This is a genomic window from Candidatus Eisenbacteria bacterium, from assembly GCA_005893305.1.
Lineage (GTDB): Bacteria > Eisenbacteria > RBG-16-71-46 > SZUA-252 > SZUA-252 > WS-9.
This window is the reverse complement of record VBOZ01000032.1, coordinates 41,649-61,894: the sequence shown is the minus strand read 5'-3', so window position 1 is coordinate 61,894 and position 20,246 is coordinate 41,649. Positions and strand designations below refer to the sequence as shown.

Annotated in this window: 16 protein-coding genes; 6 read left to right on the top strand and 10 right to left on the bottom strand. The window is 67.5% G+C overall.

Annotated elements, in window-relative coordinates; translation table 11 throughout:
* Positions 1-540: 540 nt before the first annotated feature.
* The gene (queA, locus tag E6K79_10515; protein ID TMQ63325.1) at positions 541-1,584 is read right to left on the bottom strand and encodes a tRNA preQ1(34) S-adenosylmethionine ribosyltransferase-isomerase QueA; all 1,044 of its coding nucleotides are present in this window, start codon (positions 1,582-1,584) and stop codon (positions 541-543) included.
* A gap of 153 nt (positions 1,585-1,737) precedes the next feature.
* Here queA and E6K79_10510 point away from each other — a divergent pair, with 153 nt between their 5' ends.
* A complete protein-coding gene (locus E6K79_10510) occupies positions 1,738-2,445 on the top strand; it encodes an alpha/beta hydrolase (protein TMQ63324.1) in 708 nt (235 codons plus the stop codon).
* Between the two features lie 104 nt (positions 2,446-2,549).
* Here the strand turns inward: E6K79_10510 and ruvB are convergent, their stop codons facing one another.
* From ruvB to fusA, 6 genes are read right to left on the bottom strand one after another with little or no spacing between them, the layout of a single operon-like run.
* Complete coding sequence (ruvB, locus tag E6K79_10505; protein ID TMQ63323.1) at positions 2,550-3,683, bottom strand: Holliday junction branch migration DNA helicase RuvB; 1,134 nt, start codon at positions 3,681-3,683, stop codon at positions 2,550-2,552.
* Between the two features lie 26 nt (positions 3,684-3,709).
* Positions 3,710-4,318, bottom strand: a complete 609-nt coding sequence (ruvA, locus tag E6K79_10500) for a Holliday junction branch migration protein RuvA (GenBank protein ID TMQ63322.1) — start codon at positions 4,316-4,318, stop codon at positions 3,710-3,712.
* On the bottom strand, positions 4,315-4,977 hold the full coding sequence (ruvC, locus tag E6K79_10495; GenBank protein TMQ63321.1) for a crossover junction endodeoxyribonuclease RuvC: 663 nt from the start codon (positions 4,975-4,977) through the stop codon (positions 4,315-4,317). The genes ruvA and ruvC overlap by 4 nt, the downstream gene beginning before the upstream one ends.
* Positions 4,907-5,659: a YebC/PmpR family DNA-binding transcriptional regulator gene (locus E6K79_10490; GenBank protein ID TMQ63320.1), complete on the bottom strand. Its 753-nt coding sequence runs from the start codon at positions 5,657-5,659 to the stop codon at positions 4,907-4,909. The genes ruvC and E6K79_10490 overlap by 71 nt, the downstream gene beginning before the upstream one ends.
* A gap of 45 nt (positions 5,660-5,704) precedes the next feature.
* Entirely contained in the window at positions 5,705-7,891 is a 2,187-nt protein-coding gene (locus E6K79_10485; GenBank protein TMQ63319.1) for a T9SS type A sorting domain-containing protein, read from the bottom strand.
* 21 nt (positions 7,892-7,912) lie between these two features.
* Positions 7,913-10,003: an elongation factor G gene (gene fusA / locus E6K79_10480; protein ID TMQ63318.1), complete on the bottom strand. Its 2,091-nt coding sequence runs from the start codon at positions 10,001-10,003 to the stop codon at positions 7,913-7,915.
* 155 nt (positions 10,004-10,158) lie between these two features.
* On the opposite strand from fusA, the gene E6K79_10475 reads away from it, so the two are divergent.
* Positions 10,159-11,829, top strand: a complete 1,671-nt coding sequence (locus E6K79_10475) for an FHA domain-containing protein (GenBank protein TMQ63317.1) — start codon at positions 10,159-10,161, stop codon at positions 11,827-11,829.
* On the opposite strand, the gene E6K79_10470 is transcribed toward E6K79_10475, so the two are convergent.
* The 3 genes from E6K79_10470 to E6K79_10460 all read right to left on the bottom strand — a co-directional run bounded on the left by E6K79_10470 (position 11,813) and on the right by E6K79_10460 (position 15,859).
* Positions 11,813-12,814: a hypothetical protein gene (locus E6K79_10470; protein TMQ63316.1), complete on the bottom strand. Its 1,002-nt coding sequence runs from the start codon at positions 12,812-12,814 to the stop codon at positions 11,813-11,815. The two genes, E6K79_10475 and E6K79_10470, sit on opposite strands and share 17 nt — an antisense overlap.
* Before the next feature lie 256 nt (positions 12,815-13,070).
* Positions 13,071-14,471 carry a sigma-54-dependent Fis family transcriptional regulator gene (locus E6K79_10465; protein ID TMQ63315.1) on the bottom strand — a complete coding sequence of 467 codons (1,401 nt, stop codon included), beginning with the start codon at positions 14,469-14,471 and terminating at the stop codon, positions 13,071-13,073.
* A gap of 2 nt (positions 14,472-14,473) precedes the next feature.
* The gene (locus E6K79_10460) at positions 14,474-15,859 is read right to left on the bottom strand and encodes a hypothetical protein (GenBank protein TMQ63314.1); all 1,386 of its coding nucleotides are present in this window, start codon (positions 15,857-15,859) and stop codon (positions 14,474-14,476) included.
* A 74-nt stretch (positions 15,860-15,933) separates the two neighbouring features.
* Between E6K79_10460 and E6K79_10455 the strand changes: the two genes are divergently transcribed.
* The 4 genes from E6K79_10455 to E6K79_10440 are packed head-to-tail and all read left to right on the top strand — an operon-like array spanning position 15,934 to position 20,229.
* Positions 15,934-16,722, top strand: coding sequence for a sulfite exporter TauE/SafE family protein (locus tag E6K79_10455; protein TMQ63313.1), 789 nt, complete (start codon positions 15,934-15,936; stop codon positions 16,720-16,722).
* Entirely contained in the window at positions 16,719-18,434 is a 1,716-nt protein-coding gene (locus E6K79_10450; GenBank protein ID TMQ63312.1) for a DUF885 domain-containing protein, read from the top strand. The genes E6K79_10455 and E6K79_10450 overlap by 4 nt, the downstream gene beginning before the upstream one ends.
* A gap of 32 nt (positions 18,435-18,466) precedes the next feature.
* Positions 18,467-19,480 (top strand): D-2-hydroxyacid dehydrogenase, encoded by a 1,014-nt coding sequence (locus tag E6K79_10445; GenBank protein TMQ63311.1) that lies wholly within the window; start codon positions 18,467-18,469, stop codon positions 19,478-19,480.
* 14 nt (positions 19,481-19,494) lie between these two features.
* Positions 19,495-20,229, top strand: coding sequence for a gamma-glutamyl-gamma-aminobutyrate hydrolase family protein (locus tag E6K79_10440; protein ID TMQ63310.1), 735 nt, complete (start codon positions 19,495-19,497; stop codon positions 20,227-20,229).
* Positions 20,230-20,246: the final 17 nt, after the last annotated feature.

Sequence of the window (20,246 nt, the reverse complement as noted above, 5' to 3'; positions counted from 1 at the left end):
AATCGCTCCGTCGGCGCCGGGATATACGGATCCACGGCGCGGAGCGCTTTCAGCTCTTCTGGAGTCAGCAGGCGTGACACGGCGACGGCTCCCCCCTACCGAGACGAGTTGCGAGTTCTCGCGGCGCCGACGATGGCGCGAACGAATGCGAGGTATCTGCGATTCCGGATCTCATCGACGACCGTCACTCGGTCCTCGTTTTCGCGGCGGTTTCGGTTGCTCCGCTTGGTGCGCGTCCTGGCGCGTGTCATCGTCGGATCCCTCCCTGACGCTTCCCTGGGCGCCGCCGTAAGCCTCTTGGGACGCCCTCGTTGGCCTCTCCTCATGGCGGCAAAAGGCAATGCGCGTGCCCGTTTCGAGCCACTCGGACACGAAGGTGCTAAGTTGTCGTTTTAGTGGGAATTACGGGAGAGATTCGGCGGGGAATCTTTGCGGGAAATATCGGCAGACATGGCGAAAACTTGAGCGAAATGCGAGGCGCCGTGCAGAACGAAGCCGGATGGCTTGGCGGTGGGTCGGCCGGATTGGGTGGGTCGGCGGTCAGATCACGAGCATCGCGTCTCCATAGGAATAGAAGCGGTAGCTCTCGCGCACCGCCTCCCGGTACGCCGCGAGCACATGATCGCGCCCCGCGAACGCGGAGACGAGCATGAGCAGACCCGAGCGCGGAAGGTGGAAGTTCGTGATGAGCGCGGTCACGACGCGGAATTCGAACGGCGGGAGGATGAAAAGGCCGGTCTCGCGCCAGCCGCCGTCGTCGGGCCGGTTTTCCAGCGCCCACGATTCGAGGCTTCGGACCGAAGTCGTCCCGACGGCGATGATGCGGGCCGGATTGGAGCGAATCGCGGCGGCGGTTTCGGGGGGCACGCGGTACGGCTCCGGGTCGAGGACGTGATCGGCCGGATTTTCGGTCGCCACGGGCCGGAACGTGCCGGCGCCGACGTGGAGCGTTACCGTGGCCGTGCCGATGCCGCGAGCGTGCATCGAGGCTACGGTCTCGCCCGTGAAGTGGAGCCCCGCGGTCGGCGCCGCAACCGAACCCGCCTCGCGCGCGAAGATCGTCTGGTACCGCTCGCGGTCCTCAGGCTCGTCCGCGCGCTCGATATAGGGCGGGAGTGGCACGTGCCCGATGCGCGAGAGCCAAGCCTCGAAGGGCGGCGCATCGGGGCGGGTCGGCCGGAAGGAGATGTGGCGCATGCCTCGCTCGCCGGTGCCTACGACGAGGGCGGCGTATGAAGGATCGACGAAGGTGAGCTGGGAGCCGGGGTGGAGCGCCCGCGCCGGCCGCGCCAGCGCCGACCAGATTCGCTCGGGGGCGACCGCCGGCTCCTCGCGGAGGAGGAGTATCTCGATTTCGCGGTCGGCGAGGGCGGTGCCGAATAGCCGGGCCGGGATCACGCGGGTGTCGTTGACCACCAGAAGATCGCCCGCCAGCAGCAACCCCGGCAGATCCCGGAACGCCATGTGCCGAATCGCGCCGGACGCGCGGTCCAAAACGAGAAGCCGCGAGCCATCACGGCTCGCGGCGGGCCGCTGCGCGATCAGCTCGGGTGGAAGCTCGTAATCGAAATCGGAGGTTTTCAAGAAAGCCGAGCATAACTGCCTTCCGCGGCTCGGGGGGAGGAACTTGACCATCCAGGGACCAAGGCGTAGCGTGCCGAGCGCAGTTGGCAAGCTCGGAATTGCGTGGCGGTGCGGGGCGGGGGGTCTGGTTGCTCGCACTCAGGGGAGGTCGTCATGGCTGGAACGAAAGGGTTGAACGTCGTGCTCGTGCACGGAGGCTTCGTCGACGGCTCGGGCTGGGAGGGTACATACAATATCCTCAGGAAGGACGGCTACAATGTCGCCATTGTTCAGAACCCGACGGTGTCGCTTGCCGGCGACGTGGCGGCCACCAAGCTCGTCCTGGATACGTTGGACGGCCCCGATATTCTGGTCGGCCACTCCTACGGTGGAGTTGTGATCACCGAGGCCGGCAACGACCCGAGGGTCGCCGGCCTCGTTTACATCGCCGCCTTCGCTCCGGACAAGGGCGAGTCCGTGGATGCTCTGATCAAGAATCCGCCGCCCGGTGCTCCTGTGCCGCCCATCCAAGCGCCGCGGAATGGGTATCTGTTCCTCGACAAGGCGAAGTTCCGCGCCTCCTTCGCAGCGGACGTGGACGAGGAGAAGGCCGCGTTCATGGCCGACTCGCAGGTTCCGTGGGGGGTGGAGGCTCTCGGCGGAGCGATCACCGAGGCGGCGTGGAAAACCAAGCCGAGCTGGTACTTGGTGTCTACCGAGGACAAGATGATCCCGCCCGCGGCCCAGCGGGCTATGTCCATGAGGGCCGGCTCGACTGTTGTCGAGGAGAAGGGCAGCCACGCAATCTATGTCTCGAAGCCGCAAGCCGTGGCCGCGCTAATCCAAGCGGCTGCCAAGGATGTTCACGTTACGGCGAGCTGACCCGACCCGGGCGCAAGCCGTTGCGCCGAAATACTGCGTAAAAGCAAGACGCCCCACTCGGTTGGCACCGGGTGGGGCGATTTGTTTCACAACGAAATCCACTTTCAGAACAGCGTCTTCTGCGGCGGCTCCGAGCCTTCTTCGGGCTCCTTCGGGCTCCCGGGAGCGGACCCCGCTCCACCGGCGCCTCCCCGATCCGGCGGCGACAAGCCGAGGTGCGTGAAGGCGAGATCGGTGGCTTCGCGGCCGCGTGCGGTACGCTTCAGGAAGCCTTCCTGGATCAGGTAGGGCTCGTAGACGTCCTCTAGCGTCCCGGGCTCCTCGCCTACGACGACCGCGATCGTCGAAAGCCCGACCGGACCTCCGCCATACTTCACCACGATCGCCTCGAGCATGCGGCGGTCCATGTCGTCGAGCCCGCGCGCGTCGACCTCCAGCAATTTGAGCCCGGCCCGCGCGACCTCCTCGGTGATCTTCCCCTGCGCGCGCGTCTCGGCGTAATCGCGCACGCGCCGCAACAATCGGTTCCCAACGCGGGGCGTGCCCCGCGAGCGCGCCGCCAACTCCCGGGCGCCGGCCGCGTCGATCGGCACCTTCAAGATCTGCGCCGACCGCCGGATGATCTGGGTCAGCTCCCCGGTCGTGTAGTAGTCGAGCCGCGCGCTCAGGCCGAACCGGCCCCGCAAAGGCGCGCTCAACAACCCCGTGCGGGTCGTCGCGCCGATCAACGTGAACCGCTTCAAGTCGATCCGAACGCTCCGCGCGCTCGGGCCGCGGTCGATCATGATGTCGAGGCGGAAGTCCTCGATCGCCGGATAGAGGTACTCCTCGACGACTGGATTCATGCGATGGATCTCGTCGATGAAGAGGACCGCTCGGTGGTCGAGGTTCGTGAGCAATCCGGCCAGATCGGCGGCGCGCTCGAGGACGGGCCCGGAGGTCTGGACGATCGGCACCTCCATCTCGGCCGCGAGGATCGAGGCGAGCGTGGTCTTGCCGAGCCCGGGCGGCCCGTGCAGGAGGATGTGGTCGAGCGGCTCCCCGCGCTGCATGGCGGCCTCGACCGCGATCCGGAGCTGCTCGCGGAGCGACTCCTGCCCCACGAACTCCTCCAGGCGCTGCGGCCGTAGCGTCCGGTCGAGGTCCCGCTCGCCCCCGATCGGCCCGGGGTCCGTGATCCGCTCATGGTCGATCGGCGCCGGCAGGGCCAAGGGCTTCGGCTTGGGGCTTTTCGTCATCGCCTATCGGGGCCTTTCGTCATCGCCTATCGAACTCCCTGCTGTAGCGCCTTCCGGATGACGGTCTCCACGGTCGCGTTGGCGCCCAAATCCTGAAGCGCCTCCTGGACAGCCGAGACCGCCCCGCTCCGCGTGAAGCCGAGCGAGACCAGCGCCGCCGCTGCGTCCCCCGCGATCCCGACCTGGAGCGCGCCGGGCGTTCCCGCTCCTGGCTGGGTCGTCACGGTCACCGCGGGGGTGAATTTCTCGCGCAGCTCCACCACGAGGCGCGAGGCGAGCTTCTTGCCCACGCCGGGGAGCGTGACGAGGAAGTCCGCGTCCCCAGACTCGATGGCCTCCCGCACGCGCGAGGCGGTGGCGCCGCTCAGGATCCCGACCGCGAGCCGCGGCCCGATTCCCGAGACGGAGATCAGCCTCTCGAAGAGGTTCCGTTCCACCTCGTCGCTGAATCCGTAGAGCTGGAGCGCGTCCTCCCGCACGTGGAGGTAGGTTAAGAGCGTAATCTCCCTGCCGATCGCGGGGAGCGTCTCGAAGCAGGAGACCGAGATCAGGATCCGCATGTTGAACCCGCCGACCCGAACGACCGTCGAGGTCGGGTTCTTGGCGGCAAGCGCTCCGGTAATCGAGTCGATCATCGCGCGAGGATTCCTTTCCAGACGGCGGCCACCCGCCGCCGACTCGACGAGCCCGCCACCATCCCGTGCTGGCGAGACGGTCCGCGGTTGGCGTGGCAGAGCGCCACCGCAAGCGCGTCCGCTTCGTCTTCGCGGATCGCGCCGACCCCGGCTAACAGCCGGCGCACCATGAACCCCACCTGCTGCTTGGCGGCGGCGCCTTGGCGCACGACCGCCATCTTGACCTCGGTCGCCGTGTATTCGTGGATTGTGGCGCCGCTTTGCCTGGCGACGAGGAGGATGACGCCCCGCACATGCCCGATCTGAAGCGCGGCCTGGGGGCTCTTCCGCACGAAGGCGCTCTCGACCGCGACCTCGTCCGGACGAGCCTCCTCGAGGAGGGCGGCGAGACCGTCGTAGACCGCGATGAGCCGATCGGAGAAGGGAAGTGTCGCGCGCGGAGCGATCACGCCCGAGCGCTCGTAGAGAACGCGGCTCCCATCCATGCGGAGGAACCCGTAGCCCGTCACGCGGCTGCCGGGATCGATGCCGAGGATCAAGGTGCCGGGGGCGCCCCGCGTGGCGGCGGGCGCGGGCACCGACGCCGCGCTACTGCTGGATCTTGGCGAGGATCTCGGCAGTGATGTCGAGATTCGACGAAACCCGTTGGACGTCGTCATGATCCTCGAGCACCTCCATGAGCTTCAAGGCCTGTTCGGCATCCTTATCGCTGAGCGAGATGAAGCTCTGGGGCACCTTCGCGAGCTCCGCCGTGAGGGGGGTAATGCCCTTCGCGGCGAGCGCGGCCTTCACAGCCTCGAGCTGCTGGGGTGGAGTCGTGATCTCATAGGACTCTGGATCGTCGGTGTCCACGTCCTCGGCTCCCGCATCGAGCACGATCCCGAGGAGCGTCTCCTCGTCCACGACCCCGCGCGGCACCGAGAGTACACCTTTGGCATGAAACATCCAGTGCACCGCGCCCGCATCCGCCATCCGGCCGCCGCTCTTGGTCAGGATGTGCCGGATCTCGCCGGTCGTCCGGTTGCGGTTGTCGGTCAAGGACTCGATCAGGATCGCGATCCCGCCGGGACCGTAGCCCTCGTAGGCCACCTCTTCATAATTGACCCCCTCGAGCTCCCCGGTCCCCTTCTTGATCGCCCTCTCGATGTTGTCTGCGGGCATGTTGACGCCCTTGGCGCCGAGGATCGCCGTGCGGAGCCGTGGGTTCCCGGCAGGGTCCCCGCCGCCGTTCCGCGCGGCGACCGTGATTTCCTTGATCCACTTGGTGAATACCTTGCCGCGCTTGGCGTCGAGGGCGCCCTTCTTCCGCTTGATGGTCGCCCATTTGGAATGACCGGACATCGAAACTCCCTTCGGGCCGCCCTCTGGGCGGCGCCGCGAAACAGGTCAGCGCAGCAGGACAAGACTTCTGGAGTACGTATTCCGCCCCACCGTAAGCTGATAGTAGTAGATGCCGGAGGCGGAGCGGCGACCATTTCCGTCGAGCCCGTCCCATGGGACGGACCAGCCGTTCGGCACCGCGCTGTACGAGTTGACGAGCGTTCGGATCAGCCGGCCGGACAGGTCGAAGATCCGGAGCGTGACCGGGACGGACCCCGACGGCCCCACCATCGTGAAGTCGATCTGCGTCGACGACCGGAGCGGGTTGGGGCGATTCTGGAAGAGGGTCACCCGCGGCGGGGCCGGGGGCGGAATGTCGACGTCCGTCGTCGAGGTGGTCGTGAACCGGAAACGGTCCTTGCTCACCCGCTCGTTCAATTCCGGATCGATCGCGGTGACCGTCCACTCGTAGACCTTGCTCGGTCCGAGGTAGCCCGTGTAGACGACCGTCGTGTCGGTCGTCGTGGCCTCGAAGATGGAGGAGTCCGGAGCGGTGCCGCGGAGCTGGAGCTTGTAGGTCAGCGCGCTTCCCTGCGGGTCGAAGGCCTTTCGCCACAGGAACGTGACGTTTGGAGGCTTGCTCACGGTCCCGTTGTTGATGGGGACGAGCAGATTGAACGGCTTGGGCGCCACGATGCCGCCCAGGGTCGAGCCGTAGATCGCCTTCACGACGTTGACGCGGCCCCAGCCGTAGTTGTTGTCCGGCGTCGCGGCCTTGTCGGCGGTGGTCATCAGCGCCTGGCGCACCTGCGCTGCCGTCCACTCGGGATGGGCTTCGCGCACGAGCGCGGCGGCCCCGCCGACGAGGGGGGTCGAGAGGGAGGTCCCGCTCGCCGACCCCACGACCGAGGGCATGCCGGCCACCGCCCAGGGCGTCGACACCCCCTGAGCCACGACCTCGGGCTTGGTGCGCCCGTCGAACGTGGGCCCTCGCGAGGAGAAGCTCGCGATGATGTTGTTCGAGTCGACCGCGCCGCAGGAAAGGATGCTGTCGGCGTCCGCCGGCGCCCAGAGCGAGCCCGGCGCGCCTCCCGTGTTCCCCATCGCGTTCGCCACCACGATCCCGCGCCGCGCCGCCATCAGTGCGCCGAGCGTAACCACCGTCGTGTGGCCGTCCAGGTTGGCATAGGTGTAGTCGTTCGCCGTCCCGTCGAAGTCGAAGTAGGCGAGGGAGGATGAGATCACGTCGACCCCGATCGAGTCGGCCCATTCGGCCGCGGCGACCCAGTTGTCCTCCTCGACCGGCGTCTCGGAGCGAATGTCCTCGGTCTTCGCGAGCAGGAAGCGGGCGTTGAAGGCGGGCCCGATCATGTTCACGGGGTAGTAGCCGCCCAGGACCGACCAGGTCCCGGTTCCGTGGTCCCACGCCGCGGCGGCATCCCCGGCCTGGTTCGCCGTCTCGCCGTCATGGAAGACGAAGTCGTATTCCGCGATGCGGAGGAGCGGCGACGTCGCGTTGTGGCTCTTGTCGAAGCCGGAGTCGAACATCCCCACGATGACCGTGGCGGCGCTCCACCCCGAATCGTGCGCGGCGATCGCGTTGATGCCGGTCAGGGGCGTCACCGAGGCCCCGTAGTTGGTCGGCTTGGGAAGCGAGGGCGCCGAGCCCTGGATCTCGGTCCGGATCGGCGGAACCTCGAGCCCTTCTGGAGCGGGCGGCGCCGTCCCATCCGGGACCGGCGCGACGCGGCGGGAGCGGCGCGCGGGGATCACGACCCGCACGAACGGGAGCGCCGCGATGAGCCTTGCCTCGCCTTCATCCGCCTCGACCGTCATCGCGTTGAGCCACTTCGAGACGTGGCGCACGGCGGCCCCGCTCCGCGCCACGGCATCGACGTAGTCGCCGGGGACCGGGAGGTCGTAGTAGTCGGGGACGAACGCTCCGCCGGTCTCCCGCGCGCGGCGGGCCTTGGCGTGCTCCGTCATTCGGGCGCCGACGCCCTGGAGCGATCGCGCGAACGACGCGGCGTCGCCCTCGCGCTTGTCGGTGAAGAAGACCCAGAGCACCGAGCGGCCCTCCGCGCGGAGGCGGGTCAAGGAGCTCTCGGTGAGGACCTGGGGTGCCCGGGAAGCGGGCGGCGCGTACTGGGCGTGGCGCTCCACCCGGGGAGCGGAGGCGGCGTGACCGGGACGCGGCAAGGCGACGCCCACCACGATCAGTCCGAGGCCGAAGCAAGCTGCCAGTCTTCGCATGGTGTGGACCCCTCTGCCTTCTTACGCTGAAGCCATCGCCTCACGATCGGCCTTTGCCTGGGCGATGATCTTCTCGGCTAGCTCGCGGGGGATCTCTTCGTAGTGGGAGAACTTGGTGCGATGGGAGGCGCGCCCCTGCGTGAGCGAGCGGAGGTGCGTCGAGTACTTGTAGAGCTCGGCCTGGGGCACCTGGGCCCGAATCACGTCGTAGCGCGTCTCGGCGTCCATGCCCAGGATCTTGCCCCGCTTCGACGACAGATCGCCGGTGACCGCGCCGACGAAGTCCTTCGGAACGCGGACCTCGATCTCGACGATCGGCTCGAGAAGCACCGGGCCCGCCTCCCTGGCGCCTTCTTTGAACGCGATCGAGCCCGCGATCTTGAAAGCCATCTCCGAGGAATCGACCGAGTGATAAGAGCCGTCGTAGAGCGCGGCGCGCACGTCGACGACCGGGTACCCCGCGAGCACGCCCTCGTGCATCGCCTCGATGATCCCCTTCTCCACCGCCGGGATGAAGTTCCGCGGCACCGAGCCGCCGACGACCTCGTCCACGAACTCGAACCCGGCGCCGTGCTTCAAAGGCTCGAGGCGCACGTGGACGTCGCCGAACTGGCCGCGCCCGCCGGTCTGCTTCTTGTGCCTCCCCTGCTTGCTGACCGAGCGACGGATCGTCTCCCGGTATGGAATTCGCGGCTTGGCCGTCCCGACGTGCACGCCGAACCGGCGATTGAGCTTCTCCAGCGCCACCTCGACCTGGAGGTCGCCCATGCACGAGAGGATCGTCTGGTGAAGATCTCCCTCCACGCGCACGTGCAGTGTCGGATCCTCCTCGCGGAGCTTGTGGAGGCCCGATCCCATCTTCTCTTCCTCGCCCTTGGACTTGGGCGCGATGGCGATCTCGTGCGCGACGCCCGGGAACGGAATCGGCGGGAGGACGATCTGGTGGTGCTTGTCGCAGAGCGTCTGACCGGTGTGCGTCTCGCGGAGCTTCACCGCGGCGCCGATGTCCCCCGCGGGAATGTGCCCGGCGTCGGCCCGCTCCTTGCCGCGCACGGTGAAGAGCTGCCCGGTCTTCTCGGCCCGCTGCGCGGTGGAGTTCCACACTTCCTTGCCCGGCGAGAGCGTGCCCGAGTAAACGCGGATGATCGAAAGGTCTCCGGCGTGCGACTCGCTGCTGGTCTTGAAGACGAGGGCCGAGAGCGGGGCGCCGGCCTCGGGCTTCAGCTCCACCACATCCTGGGATCCGGGCTTCGTTCCCTTGACCGTGCCCAGGTCGGCAGGGGACGGCATCACGTCGACGATCGCGTCGAGGAAGAAGTCGATGCCCAGCATCGGGACCGCGGCAACGGGGAGCGCGGGCACGAACGAGCGATGGATGACGCCCTCGCGGAGCCCCTTGTGGATCTCATCCACGTTGAGCTCCTCGCCGCCGAGGAATTTCTCGAGGAGCGCGTCGTCCGCTTCGGCCGCCGCGTCCACCAGGGCGGCGCGGGCCGTCTTGACCTCCGCGTCGAGCTCCGGCGGGATCGGGCCTTCCTTCGCGCCGCCGTCCTTATCGAAGTGGTACGCCTTCATCGAAGCGAGGTCCACCAGGCCCTTGAACTTCTCGGCGCCGCCGAAGGGCCAAGCGATCGCGACGAACCGCATGCCGAGGCGATCCGTCGCTCCCTGGATCGTCTTCGCGAAGTTGGCGTGCTCTTTCTCCATCTGGGTGACCGCGCAAAGGACCGGGCACGCGCGCTCGTGGACGCGCTCCCAGATCATCTCGGTCCCCGCCTCCACGCCCGCCGCCGCCTTGAGGCAGAAGACCGCCGCGTCCGCGGCGCGGAGGCCGGCGACGCAATCGCCGGCGAAATCCGCGTAGCCGGGCGTGTCGATCACGTTGATCTTGTTCCCGCGCCACTCGACCGGCGCCACGCTGAGGCTGATCGTGATCTTTCGGTGGATCTCCTCGGGGCTGAAATCGAGGGCGGTCGTCCCCTCTTCGATCTTTCCATGGCGCGCGATCGCTTTCGTGCGGAAGAGAAGCGACTCGGCGAGAGATGTCTTTCCTGTGCCGTGGTGCGAGGCGAGGGCGACGTTGCGGATTTGGCCGGGCTGGAATTCCTTCAACGACGCCTCCGGGTGGCGGGAGGTAACTTAAGTCGTGTCATGGCGATACACTCTCGAATTTATGGTAGCACAGCGTGGAAGCAAGCGTCAAGGAGTGGGTCTTCGGGCGTTTCGTATCGGTTGAATCCTACGGCGGTAGGACCGAGACTCACGCGATGGCCTCCGAGGATCACTACGTCCTGGTCCGGCGCCCCGGCGCCGAGCCGGAGAAGATCGCGATCCGGAAAGACGCGACCGCCACGTTCGGCCGATCGCAAGCGAACAGCATCGTGCTGAGCGACGCGTCGATCTCCCGCCAGCACGCGCAGATCTCATTCCGCGACGGCGCGTTCTGGATCGAGGACCTGGGCAGCAAGAACGGCACGAAGCTCGGCACGAAGCGGATCGAGACGCCGACCCGGCTCAATCCCGGCGACCACCTCCAGCTGGGGAACATCCACGTCGTCTTCTCGGGAAAGGGAGAGGGGATCGGAAGCGGATCGGCCCGGGTCGCCGACGTGGATGCGCCGATCAACGTCCGTGCCGTGCCGCTCGATGAGATCTCGAGCAGCGGCGCGATCGACACGCGCTCCTTCGCCACGTCGATGTCGCCCGAGCGGGTCGGGAATTTCCTGCACGCGATGGACCGCGTCGGCCAGGCCCTTCTCGCCTATCGACCGCTCGAGGACCTCTTCCAGTTCATCGTGGGTCTCGCCTCCGAGGTCCTGAAGGCGGACCGCACCGCGATTCTCCTTCGCGAGGGGAGCGCGGACAACCTGGTCGCCAAGGCCGTCTCCCAGACCGGACGCGGCGCGGGCGAGGAGATCGTGGTCAGCCGCACCATCGCGCGGATGGCGATCGGGCAGCGGCAGGCGATCCTCACGAGCGACGCGCAGAGCGACACGCGCTTCCGCGAGCAGGACAGCGTCATCCGCCAGCGGATCCACTCGGCGATGTGCGCGCCCCTATGGCACGACGGCGATGTGCTCGGGCTGATCTACGTCGACAACCTCTCGGCCCCGGTGCCGTTCGAGGAGGGCGACCTCCGCCTCCTGACGTTCATCGCGCACCTGGCGGCGGTCAAGATCCGCGAGACGGAGAATTACGAGGCGCGCCAGCAGCAGGAGGAGGAGCTCAAGCGCGCCGCCACGCTCCAGCAGGCGCTCCTGCCCACGGAGCCGCGGACCGTCGGCGTGATCGAGATCGCCGGGCGGAACGTCCCCTCCCTCGACGTCGGCGGAGATTACTTCGACTTCGTCGACTCCACCGATGGAAAGCTCGTGGTGGGCCTGGGCGACGTCGCGGGAAAGGGGATGCCGGCCGCGCTCCTCATGACCCACCTCGCGGCGAGCGTGCGCGCGCAGGTCGAGACCGAGCGCCCGCTCCTCGAGGTCGTGCGGCGGCTCAACCGTTCCATCTACCAGAACGTACGCGGCGAGCGCTTCATCACATTGGTTCTCGCGGAGGTCGACACCCGGACCGGGGCCGTGCTGTACGTGAACGGCGGCCACAATCCTCCCTATCTGTTGCGCGCGGCCACCGGCGACTTCGAGACGCTGACGGAGGGAGGGCTGCTTCTTGGAATCATGCCGGAGGCGGAGTACTGCTCCGGCACGGTCCAGCTACGCCCGGGGGACATCCTCATGCTCTACAGCGACGGCGTCACCGAGGCGCGGAACAGGGATAACGAGGAGTTCGGAGATCAGCGGCTGATGGAGTTTCTGCGGCAGGCCCGGTCGATGAGGCCCGAGGAGATGGTCGACGCCCTGATTCAGCGCGTGCGGGAGTTCAGCGGCCCCGGCAAACCCACCGATGACGTGACCGTCGTGGTCATGCTTCGTTCTTGACGGCCTGCTTCGTCTCGCTGCGCTGGGCGGCCACCGCGTTCTCCAGATTCCGCTCGACCAGCCTGGAATGGATCACCGCGTCCCGGTACTCCTTCCGGGCGAACGCGGAACGGGCCTTCGTGAGCTGATCGAGCGCCTCGCGCTGGAGGCGGAGCGCCGACGCGTTCGGACTCTTGCCCAGCTCCTTCGACGCCCGCTCCAACGCCTTCTCCGCACCCTGGAGCGCCTTCGACGCCGTGTCCAATGAGACGGGCAGATCGTCGAAGTCCCGGAGAAGCTCCAGCACTCCGTCGCGGACCCCGATCGCCTTCGCGTGGGCACGCTTGATCTCCCCCGCTTTGTATAGCTCCCGCGCGCCCGCCAGGTCCTGCTCCAATCCCGCGTACCGCTTCGTGAAGCTCGGCCGCGCCGCGCTGCGAAGAAGATCGCCGGCGAGCCCCAGCGCGTCCCCGGCGTGCTCGATGGCGCGGGAAACGTAGACAGGATCTTCCTCGGGCGGTCCGACCATGACGGCCGCTTCCCTCGCGAGCGACCTCGCCTCGCGGGTCAATCGCGCGGAGCGCGCGTAGAGGCGGAGGTCATACGCATCCCGCGCTTCCTGCTCGCGCTTGATCGCGTCCCCGAAGTGCTCCCTCGCGGTCGAGTTGCCGGAGCGGAACACCTTGGGGCGAAGAACGGAGATGAGGCGGTCGGTGTGGAGGAGCTCGCGCGCGATGCGGTCGGATTCGGCGACCGAGTCGCTTTCGGAGACCGTGGTCCCGACGATCCCGCTGGGCCAGGCGACGGTCGGTGGGGCGGGAGGTCCGAGCGCGACGGCTGGGATGAATGAAGCGGGGGCGGCGGCCGGCGAGGTGCTGCTACCGGCTCCCGGTGAGGCCGCTCGGCCCCCGCTAGAATTTGCCGCGAACGGACGATCGACAGCGCGCGGCGCGAATAGCCCGAGCAACAACGAAAAGCCCAGTGCGGTGCCGATTCGAGCGCGCATTTGGCTGCCGATTCCGGCGGCGGCTAGGTCTCAAGGTCCGTAAATCTGTTTCCGGCCAGGAAGTGCATGGCACCAGAAGAAGGCAACCGTCGTGCCATGATTACAGTTAGAAAATGCCGGGGGGCCGCCGTACTCGATTCCGTTCGCGGTGGCGGGGTTAGCGGGGTAGAACTGAAACTGCTCTCTCTAGGAGGGCCGGGTTCCCGCGAGGGATTCTGGACCCGCCAGTACCCGGCTTGTACCGATCGGGCCGGTATCAGGACTGGCCGGGCGCATCGCTCCCGTCGGTCTCCGGGCCACCGATCGGGATGCCGTGGCTCTCCATTCGCGAGTAGAGGGCGCGCCGCGATATTCCGAGGAGTGAGGCGGCCTTCGTCTTGTTTCCCTGAGCGCGCTCGAGAGCCTCGCGGATCATGCGGTTTTCGACCTGCTCGAGGCTCATCCCGAGCGAAAGCAGATCGCTCGGGTCTCCCGCCGCGCGGGGCCGCTCGAGCGGGAAGTGCTGGCGCTCGATCTTCCCTTCCCGTCCCGCGAGAATGCAGGCGCGCTCGATCAAATTCTGGAGCTCGCGGATATTTCCCGGGAAATCGTATCCCCTCAGATATTCGAGCGCGTCGGGGGTCAGGTGCGCGAGCGCGCGCTCTTGAAGCAGCAGGAAGTGCTCCACGAGGGGCGGAACGTCCTCCCGCCGCTCGCGCAGCGCCACGAGCCGGATCGGAAACACGTTGAGGCGGTAGTAGAGATCCTCGCGGAACTTTCCCTGCTGGATCATCTCCTCGAGGTTGCGGTTCGTCGCCGCCAGGATTCGCACGTCGGCCCGCCGCATATCCTCGCCGCCCACCCGGACGTACGTCCGGTCTTGGAGCACGCGCAGGAGCTTCACCTGGATGCTCTGCGGCAGCTCTCCGATCTCGTCGAGGAAAACCGTTCCCCCTTCGGCGATCTCGAAGCGGCCGGGCTTGGTGCGGATCGCGCCGGTGAAAGCGCCTTTCTCATGGCCGAAGAGCTCGGACTCGAGAAGCGTTTCCGGGAGCGCGCCGCAGTTCACGGGAACAAAGGGCGCGTCAGCGCGGAGGCTTGCCGCGTGAATCGCCTGGGCGAAGATCTCCTTGCCCGTTCCGCTCTCTCCCAGCAGGAGCACGTTCGCGTCCGTAGGGGCGACCCGCTCCGCGAGGCCACGCGCGTCCTTCATCGGGGAGCTCGTTCCGATGATCGAGTCGAAGTGGTGGAGATGAATCTGCTCCCTCAGGGTCTCGATCCGCCCCTTCAGGACGCTGGATTCCTGACGCAGCTTCCGGTTCTCCAGCACCTGGCGGACCCGAAGCGGAAGCTCTTCCAGGATGTTGTCCTTGACGATGTAGTCGGCCGCCCCCTCCTTCATCATCTGGACCGCCTCGCGCGTATCCGCGAACGCGGTCATCAGGATGACCTCGGGTTGATAGCCCTGAGCCCTGGCCTCCCGGAACACCTGGATTCCGTTCGCACCCGGCATCCTCATGTCGGAGACGATCACGTCGAACGGCCGCGACCGAATCTCGTGAATCGCCGCGTCACCGCCCAGGGCGATCGAGACCTCGTACCCGGCCTCCGAGAGGGTCGTCTCGATGAGGCGGCAGAGGTTCTCCTTGTCTTCCGCGACCAGGATGCGATCGGCCATGGTCAGGCACCCTCGAGTGGGATGCGGATCTCGAACAACGCGCCGCCGGTCGGCGCGTCCCCAACTGTAACCGATCCGCCGTGCTCGGATACGATCCGATCGACGAACGCGAGGCCCAGGCCCGTCCCCTTTGCCCGCGTGGTGAAGAAGGCGTCGAAAACTTGCTTCCGGATGTCGCGCGGGACGCCCGGGCCGGTGTCCTCGAACTGGATGCGCACCTCGCCCCGCCGCTCGAAGACGCGGATGGCCAACTTCCCGCCGTTCGGCATCACGTCCCGCGCGTTCAGGGCCAGGTTCAAAAAGACGTGGTGCATGGCGAGAGGATCGCCTACGAGTGAAACCCCGTCCGGCGCCTTCCACTCCACGGACATGACGACCCCCGATCGATCCATCTCCACGCGAAGGATCCCGAGGGAGCGCTCGAGGACCTGGCGCAGCTCGAACTCCTGGGGCTCGAGGTTCGGCCGCCGCGAGAGGTGGAGGAAATTCTGGACGAAGGCGCTCATCCGGCCCACTTCCTCGTCGATCATGCTGAGGAGCTGCACCCGCTCCGTCGAGGCGAGCTGATCGTATTTCTGGAGTCTCGAGGAGGCTCCCCGGAGCACGGCCAGCGGGTTCCGGATCTCGTGCGCCACGCCCGCCGAGACCTGGCCGATCGAGGCGAGCAGATCCGTGTGCCGCATGTTCTCCTCGATCCGAAGCAGGTGCCCCACCGTCCGCCCGTACCCGATCCCGATCACGATGACCAGGAGCGAAGCGACGATGGCCGCGCCGTAGAGGGAGGTTCGGATCACTTGCAAAGGCTGGAATGCCTCCGATCCCCCCTCCACGGCGACCGCGCCGAGCACCGCCCCGTCCGGCCCGGTGACCGGCGCGTAGCCCGAGCGAAGGTACTGGCCGTCCTTGTAGTAGAGCGACGAATGGGACGTCGCGCCGATGAGGGCGCGGGTCAGCGGGACGCGGTCCAGCACCACCACGTCCGGCTCGAACGCGAACGGGTCCCGGAGGCGAAGGAGGACGTGACGCGAGGGGTCGACCAGGATCACGTTGGAGAGCCCGGCGCTCGCAGCCAGCCGCTTCCACTCCGTCTTGACCGCGTCGGCCGCCTCCTGGGCGTCCATCGCCATCGAAAAATCGGTGAGCGCGGTGTCGGCCGCCGCCGCCGTGTCGGCGACCGCGAGCGCGAGCATCTCGAATTGCGCCGGTTGGACGAGGAGCGCCGCGATATGGGCGGTCCCCTGGAGCCGCTTCCCCAGCTCCTGGTCCAGGAGCCTCTGCGAGGTGCGGATGGAATAAATGATCGTGCCGTTCACGAGGAGCAGAAGCGCCCCGAGAAAGACGAGGGTCCCAAGGATCCTGGGTCGGATGTTCTGTCGGCGGGGGAACATGGTGGCGGCGGAAGTGCCGTGACGCGTAAGGATACCAGGCTTTGCCGGGCTGTGGTAGGTTCCGCCTCCAAGCCATGAGGCGGCACGCCCTTCCGTTCCTACTCGGGGCCGTCTCCGGCGCCTTGGGAGGTCTGATGGGCGTCGGGGGCGGCATCGTCCTGGTTCCACTCCTCGTGCACGCGCTCCACATGGCGCAGCACGAGGCCCAGGGTACCTCGCTCGCCTTCGTCATCGTCACGGCGCTGGTGGCCGTGGTCCCCTACTACGGGCACGAGAAGCTCGATCTCGCCCTCGCGCTCTGGCTCACCCTGGGGGCGCTCCCCGGCGTGCTCCTGGGATCGCGCCTGGCCGACCGCACCTCCGCCGCCCGGCTCCGGATCGCGTTCGGGGCGGTGATCCTCGTGACCGCGATTCGTCTGCTCGCCGCTCCGCCCCAGGCCGGGAGCGGGGCCGCGCTCTGGCCCGCCCTGCTCAACGTGCTGGCCGGGTTCCTTGCCGGGACGCTGGCGGGATACGTCGGGATAGGCGGCGGGACCGTCCTCGTTCCGATCCTCGTCCTGGGACAGAACGTCGACCAGCACACGGCTCAGGGCGTCTCGCTTCTGATGATCGTCCCCGTCGGGATCGTCGGGGTCGCGAGCTACGCGCGCCGAGGGCGGATCGGCCATCAGGGCCTTCCCATGCTCCTTGCAGGGGGCGCAATCGGCGCGCTCGCGGGCGCGCTTCTCGCCCACCACACGAAGGCGCCGACGCTCACGCGCCTCTTCGGCATCCTCTTGCTCGCCACGGCCGCGCAAATGATTTTCGGGCGCCAGCGTGGTAACGTTCCCCGATCCGCCGAACCCTCAGGAGGCATTTCATGACGTGGATGTACCGATCGCTTGCCGTTGGTCTCGCCTTCGCGCTCGGCTGCGCGGCCGGGCCGGACCCGAAGCAGATGTCCCACTTCGAAGATCTCTCCCGCACGTACATCGAGGGGTTCTACGCCTATAACCCCTCCTTCGCGACCTCGTGGGGCTTTCACCAGTTTGACGACTCCCTCGAGAACTGGTCGCCCGAGGCGATCCGCTCGGAGGAAGCGCGGATCCGGGGCGCGCTGAAGGATCTCGAGACCGTCGATCCCAAGAAGCTGGACCCGGCGACCCGCATCGACTTCGAGCTGTTCCACCGCGGGGTCGAGGGAAACCTCTTCAGCTTGGTCGAGATGCGCCCGTGGGAGATCGATCCGGGCCAGTACAACTACGGCTTCATGCTCGAGCCGATGATCGCGCGGAGCTTCGCGCCGACCGAATCGCGCCTCCGATCGCTCACGTCCCGGCTCAGGCAGGTCGGCCGGCAGCTCGCGAACGCGCGCGTGAACCTCAAGAATCCGCCGCGGATGTTCACCGAGTTCGCGATCGGAGATTTCGAGGGAACAATCTCGTATCTCCAGAACGATGTGACGCGCGCGTTCTCCTCGGTGAAGGACCCCGCGCTCCGGAGCGATTTCGAGAAGGCGAAGACCGAGGCGATCGCCGAAACCCGCAGTCACATGAAGTGGATGCACGACACGCTCCTTCCCGCGAGCAACGGGAGCTACCTCCTCGGCGAGGATAGATACCGGAAAAAACTCAGCTACGAAGAGATGATCGACGTGCCGCTCGACACGCTTCTCGCCGTGGGAGAGCGGGAGATGGCCCGGCTCGACGCGCGCTACCAGGCTGCCGCCAAGCGAATCGATCCCTCGAAGCCGGTCGCGGAGATCGTCGCGATGATGCGCCAGGATCATCCCCCGGCGGACAGCCTCCTCGACTACGCGCGGGGCCTCCTGGAGGGGATACGCTCGTTCTGCATCGAATCGAAGTTCATCGCGATCCCTTCCGAAGTGCGGTGCCAGGTGCGCCCCACGCCGGAATACGCGGCGAGCCGCTCGTTCGCGAGCTTCGACGGGCCGGGTCCGCTCGAAACCAAGGCCACCGAGGCCTTCTACAACATCACGCTGCCCGGGAAGACGTGGCCCAAGGACCGGGTGGAGCAATTCCTCCAGGGCTATAACCGCTGGACGCTCCCATCGACCTCCATTCACGAGGTCTATCCCGGGCACTACACGCACTTCCTCTACGCCAAGAACTCTCCGACCTTCGTGCGAAAGGCGTTTGGCGCGGGTTCCTTCGCGGAGGGTTGGGGGCTCTACACCGAGGAGGCGGTGCTCAACCACGGCTATGGAAACGGCGATCCAAAGATCGAGTTCGGCGTCATGCGGTGGGCGCTCATCCGGGCATGCCGCCTTCAGGTCGGCATCCGCCTCCACACGCGTGGGATGACGATGGAGGAGGGCGTTCGGTACTTCATGGATCACGCGGGGCTCGAGCGCGTCAACGCCGAGCGCGAGGCCGGCCGCGCCGCGTTCGATCCGACCTACAGCATCTATACGCTGGGCGCGCTCGAAATCCGGAAGCTTCGCGACGACGTGGCTCGCGAGCAGGGAAAGAAGTTCGATCTCGCGCAGTTTCACGCGACGATCCTCTCGCAGGGAGCACTCCCGGTCGCGCTGCTCCGCCGCATGCTCCTCCGGTCGGAGGGCTCGATCCTCTGAGTCCTGGGCGCACGCGCCATCTCCTGCTGGGCTTGTACAGCACGGCGCCGGCGTGGGCGATCCCGGACCCCGACGTGGAGGCGCTTCGCCGCGATTTTCCCGATGTCGCGGTCACGCGCGCGACCTCGGACGAGGAGCTTCGGGCCGCGATCGGGGCGGCGGAGATCCTCTTCTCCTGGGAGCCGGGAGAAGAGGCGATGGAGAAGGCCGAGCGTCTTCGCTGGCTCCACGCCCCGGCCGCCGGGATCGGCGCCTATCTAAGGCCGAGCTTCCTCAAGCGGCGCGCCGTCATCACCAACTCCCGCGGCGCGCACGCGATCCCGATCGCGGAGCACGTCATCGGCATGCTGGCCGCCATGGCCAGACGCTTTCGCGCGGCCATCGTGGAGCAGACGACCACGGGAATGCGGCGCGAGAACTGGTGGGTGGGCTCCGAGATTCCCGACGAGCTGAACGGGAAGACCATCGGCCTCTTCGGATACGGCGCGATCGGCCGTGAGGTGGCCCGCCGGGCGGGCGCCCTCGGGATGCGGGTCCTGGCCCTCCGGCGCCATCCGGACCGGGCACCGGAGTGGGACCCGGAGCTTCTGGACGTGCTCGGGCTGCCGCGCGCGGAGCCCAAGGTCGAGACGGTGCTGGGGCCGGGCGACTTTGACCGGCTCCTCGAGGAGTCCGACGCGATCGTCGTCAGCGCGCCCTTGACGGCCGAGACCAAGGAGATCTTCAACGCCAAAGCCTTCGCGCGAATGAGGCCGGGATCGTGGTTCGTGAACATCGCCCGCGGGAAGATCGTCCGCGAGGAGGATCTGATCGCCGCGCTCAGGGCTGGGCGGCTGGGCGGCGCGGCGCTCGACGTCTTCGAAACCGAGCCCTTGCCGCCCGAGAGCCCCCTCTATACGCTCGGGAACGTGATCCTGACTCCTCACGTCTCCGGCCTTTCGCGCGGTTTCTGGCCGCGCGCGATGGCGCTCTTCCGCGCGAACCTCGTCCGGGACGCGAAAGGGATACCCCTCTTGAACCGCGTCGATCCCGAGCGGGGCTACTAGAAGGGCCCGGGGCGATGGCGAAACCACTGATCGGCGTCGGCCCCAACATCCGGCCGACCAAAAACCGCGGCGACGCCTACTTCCTGCTGGCGAGCTACGTCGATCTGGTCTCTCGGAGCGGCGCGATGCCGACGATCCTGCCGCTTGTCTCCACGCTCGAAGAGGCGCGCGAGATGGTGGGCCGCGTCGACGGGCTCCTCTTAACCGGCGGCAAGGACCTCGAGGCGACGCGGTACGGCCAGTCGACCCGTCACCCCGACTCGCTCGGCTCCCCGGCCCGAAACGCGTCCGATCTCTATCTCGCGCGCGCCGCCCAAGAGCGCGGGACGCCGACGCTCGGGATCTGCCTGGGTGTTCAGGTGATGAACGTGGAGTTCGGGGGAACGCTGCTCCAGCACATTCCGGAGGACCTGCCCGGAGCGCTCGGTCACGAGGAGGAGGGTGACGAGAAAGCCGGCGCGCCCGAGCACGCCGTCGCGCTCGAGCCCGGAACGCTCCTCGCGCGGATCCTCGGCGAGGGGCCCGGGGTCGTCAATTCGTTCCATCATCAATCGGTCGATCGCGTCGCGCCAGGGTTCCGGGTGGCAGCGCGAAGCCCCGACGGGGTGATCGAGGCGATCGAGCGGACCGACCACCCGTTCTACGTCGGCATTCAGTGGCACCCCGAGCGGATGCCCGACGCGCCGTCGACCCGCCGCTTGATGGGCGCGTTCCTCGACGCGGCCCGCGGAGCGCAGATCACAAGATAAGGATCCAATTCTCACCC

Bases quoted from the DNA above. Each gene is read 5' to 3' on its own strand.
- E6K79_10510 (TMQ63324.1), top strand. From the start codon at position 1,738: ATGGCTGGAACGAAAGGGTTGAACGTCGTGCTCGTGCACGGAGGCTTC.
- ruvB (TMQ63323.1), bottom strand. From the start codon at position 3,683: ATGACGAAAAGCCCCAAGCCGAAGCCCTTGGCCCTGCCGGCGCCGATC.
- ruvA (TMQ63322.1), bottom strand. From the start codon at position 4,318: ATGATCGACTCGATTACCGGAGCGCTTGCCGCCAAGAACCCGACCTCG.
- ruvC (TMQ63321.1), bottom strand. From the start codon at position 4,977: ATGACGACGTCCAACGGGTTTCGTCGAATCTCGACATCACTGCCGAGA.
- E6K79_10490 (TMQ63320.1), bottom strand. From the start codon at position 5,659: ATGTCCGGTCATTCCAAATGGGCGACCATCAAGCGGAAGAAGGGCGCC.
- E6K79_10485 (TMQ63319.1), bottom strand. From the start codon at position 7,891: ATGCGAAGACTGGCAGCTTGCTTCGGCCTCGGACTGATCGTGGTGGGC.
- E6K79_10475 (TMQ63317.1), top strand. From the start codon at position 10,159: ATGGCCTCCGAGGATCACTACGTCCTGGTCCGGCGCCCCGGCGCCGAG.
- E6K79_10470 (TMQ63316.1), bottom strand. From the start codon at position 12,814: ATGCGCGCTCGAATCGGCACCGCACTGGGCTTTTCGTTGTTGCTCGGG.
- E6K79_10465 (TMQ63315.1), bottom strand. From the start codon at position 14,471: ATGGCCGATCGCATCCTGGTCGCGGAAGACAAGGAGAACCTCTGCCGC.
- E6K79_10460 (TMQ63314.1), bottom strand. From the start codon at position 15,859: ATGTTCCCCCGCCGACAGAACATCCGACCCAGGATCCTTGGGACCCTC.
- E6K79_10455 (TMQ63313.1), top strand. From the start codon at position 15,934: ATGAGGCGGCACGCCCTTCCGTTCCTACTCGGGGCCGTCTCCGGCGCC.
- E6K79_10450 (TMQ63312.1), top strand. From the start codon at position 16,719: ATGACGTGGATGTACCGATCGCTTGCCGTTGGTCTCGCCTTCGCGCTC.
- E6K79_10440 (TMQ63310.1), top strand. From the start codon at position 19,495: ATGGCGAAACCACTGATCGGCGTCGGCCCCAACATCCGGCCGACCAAA.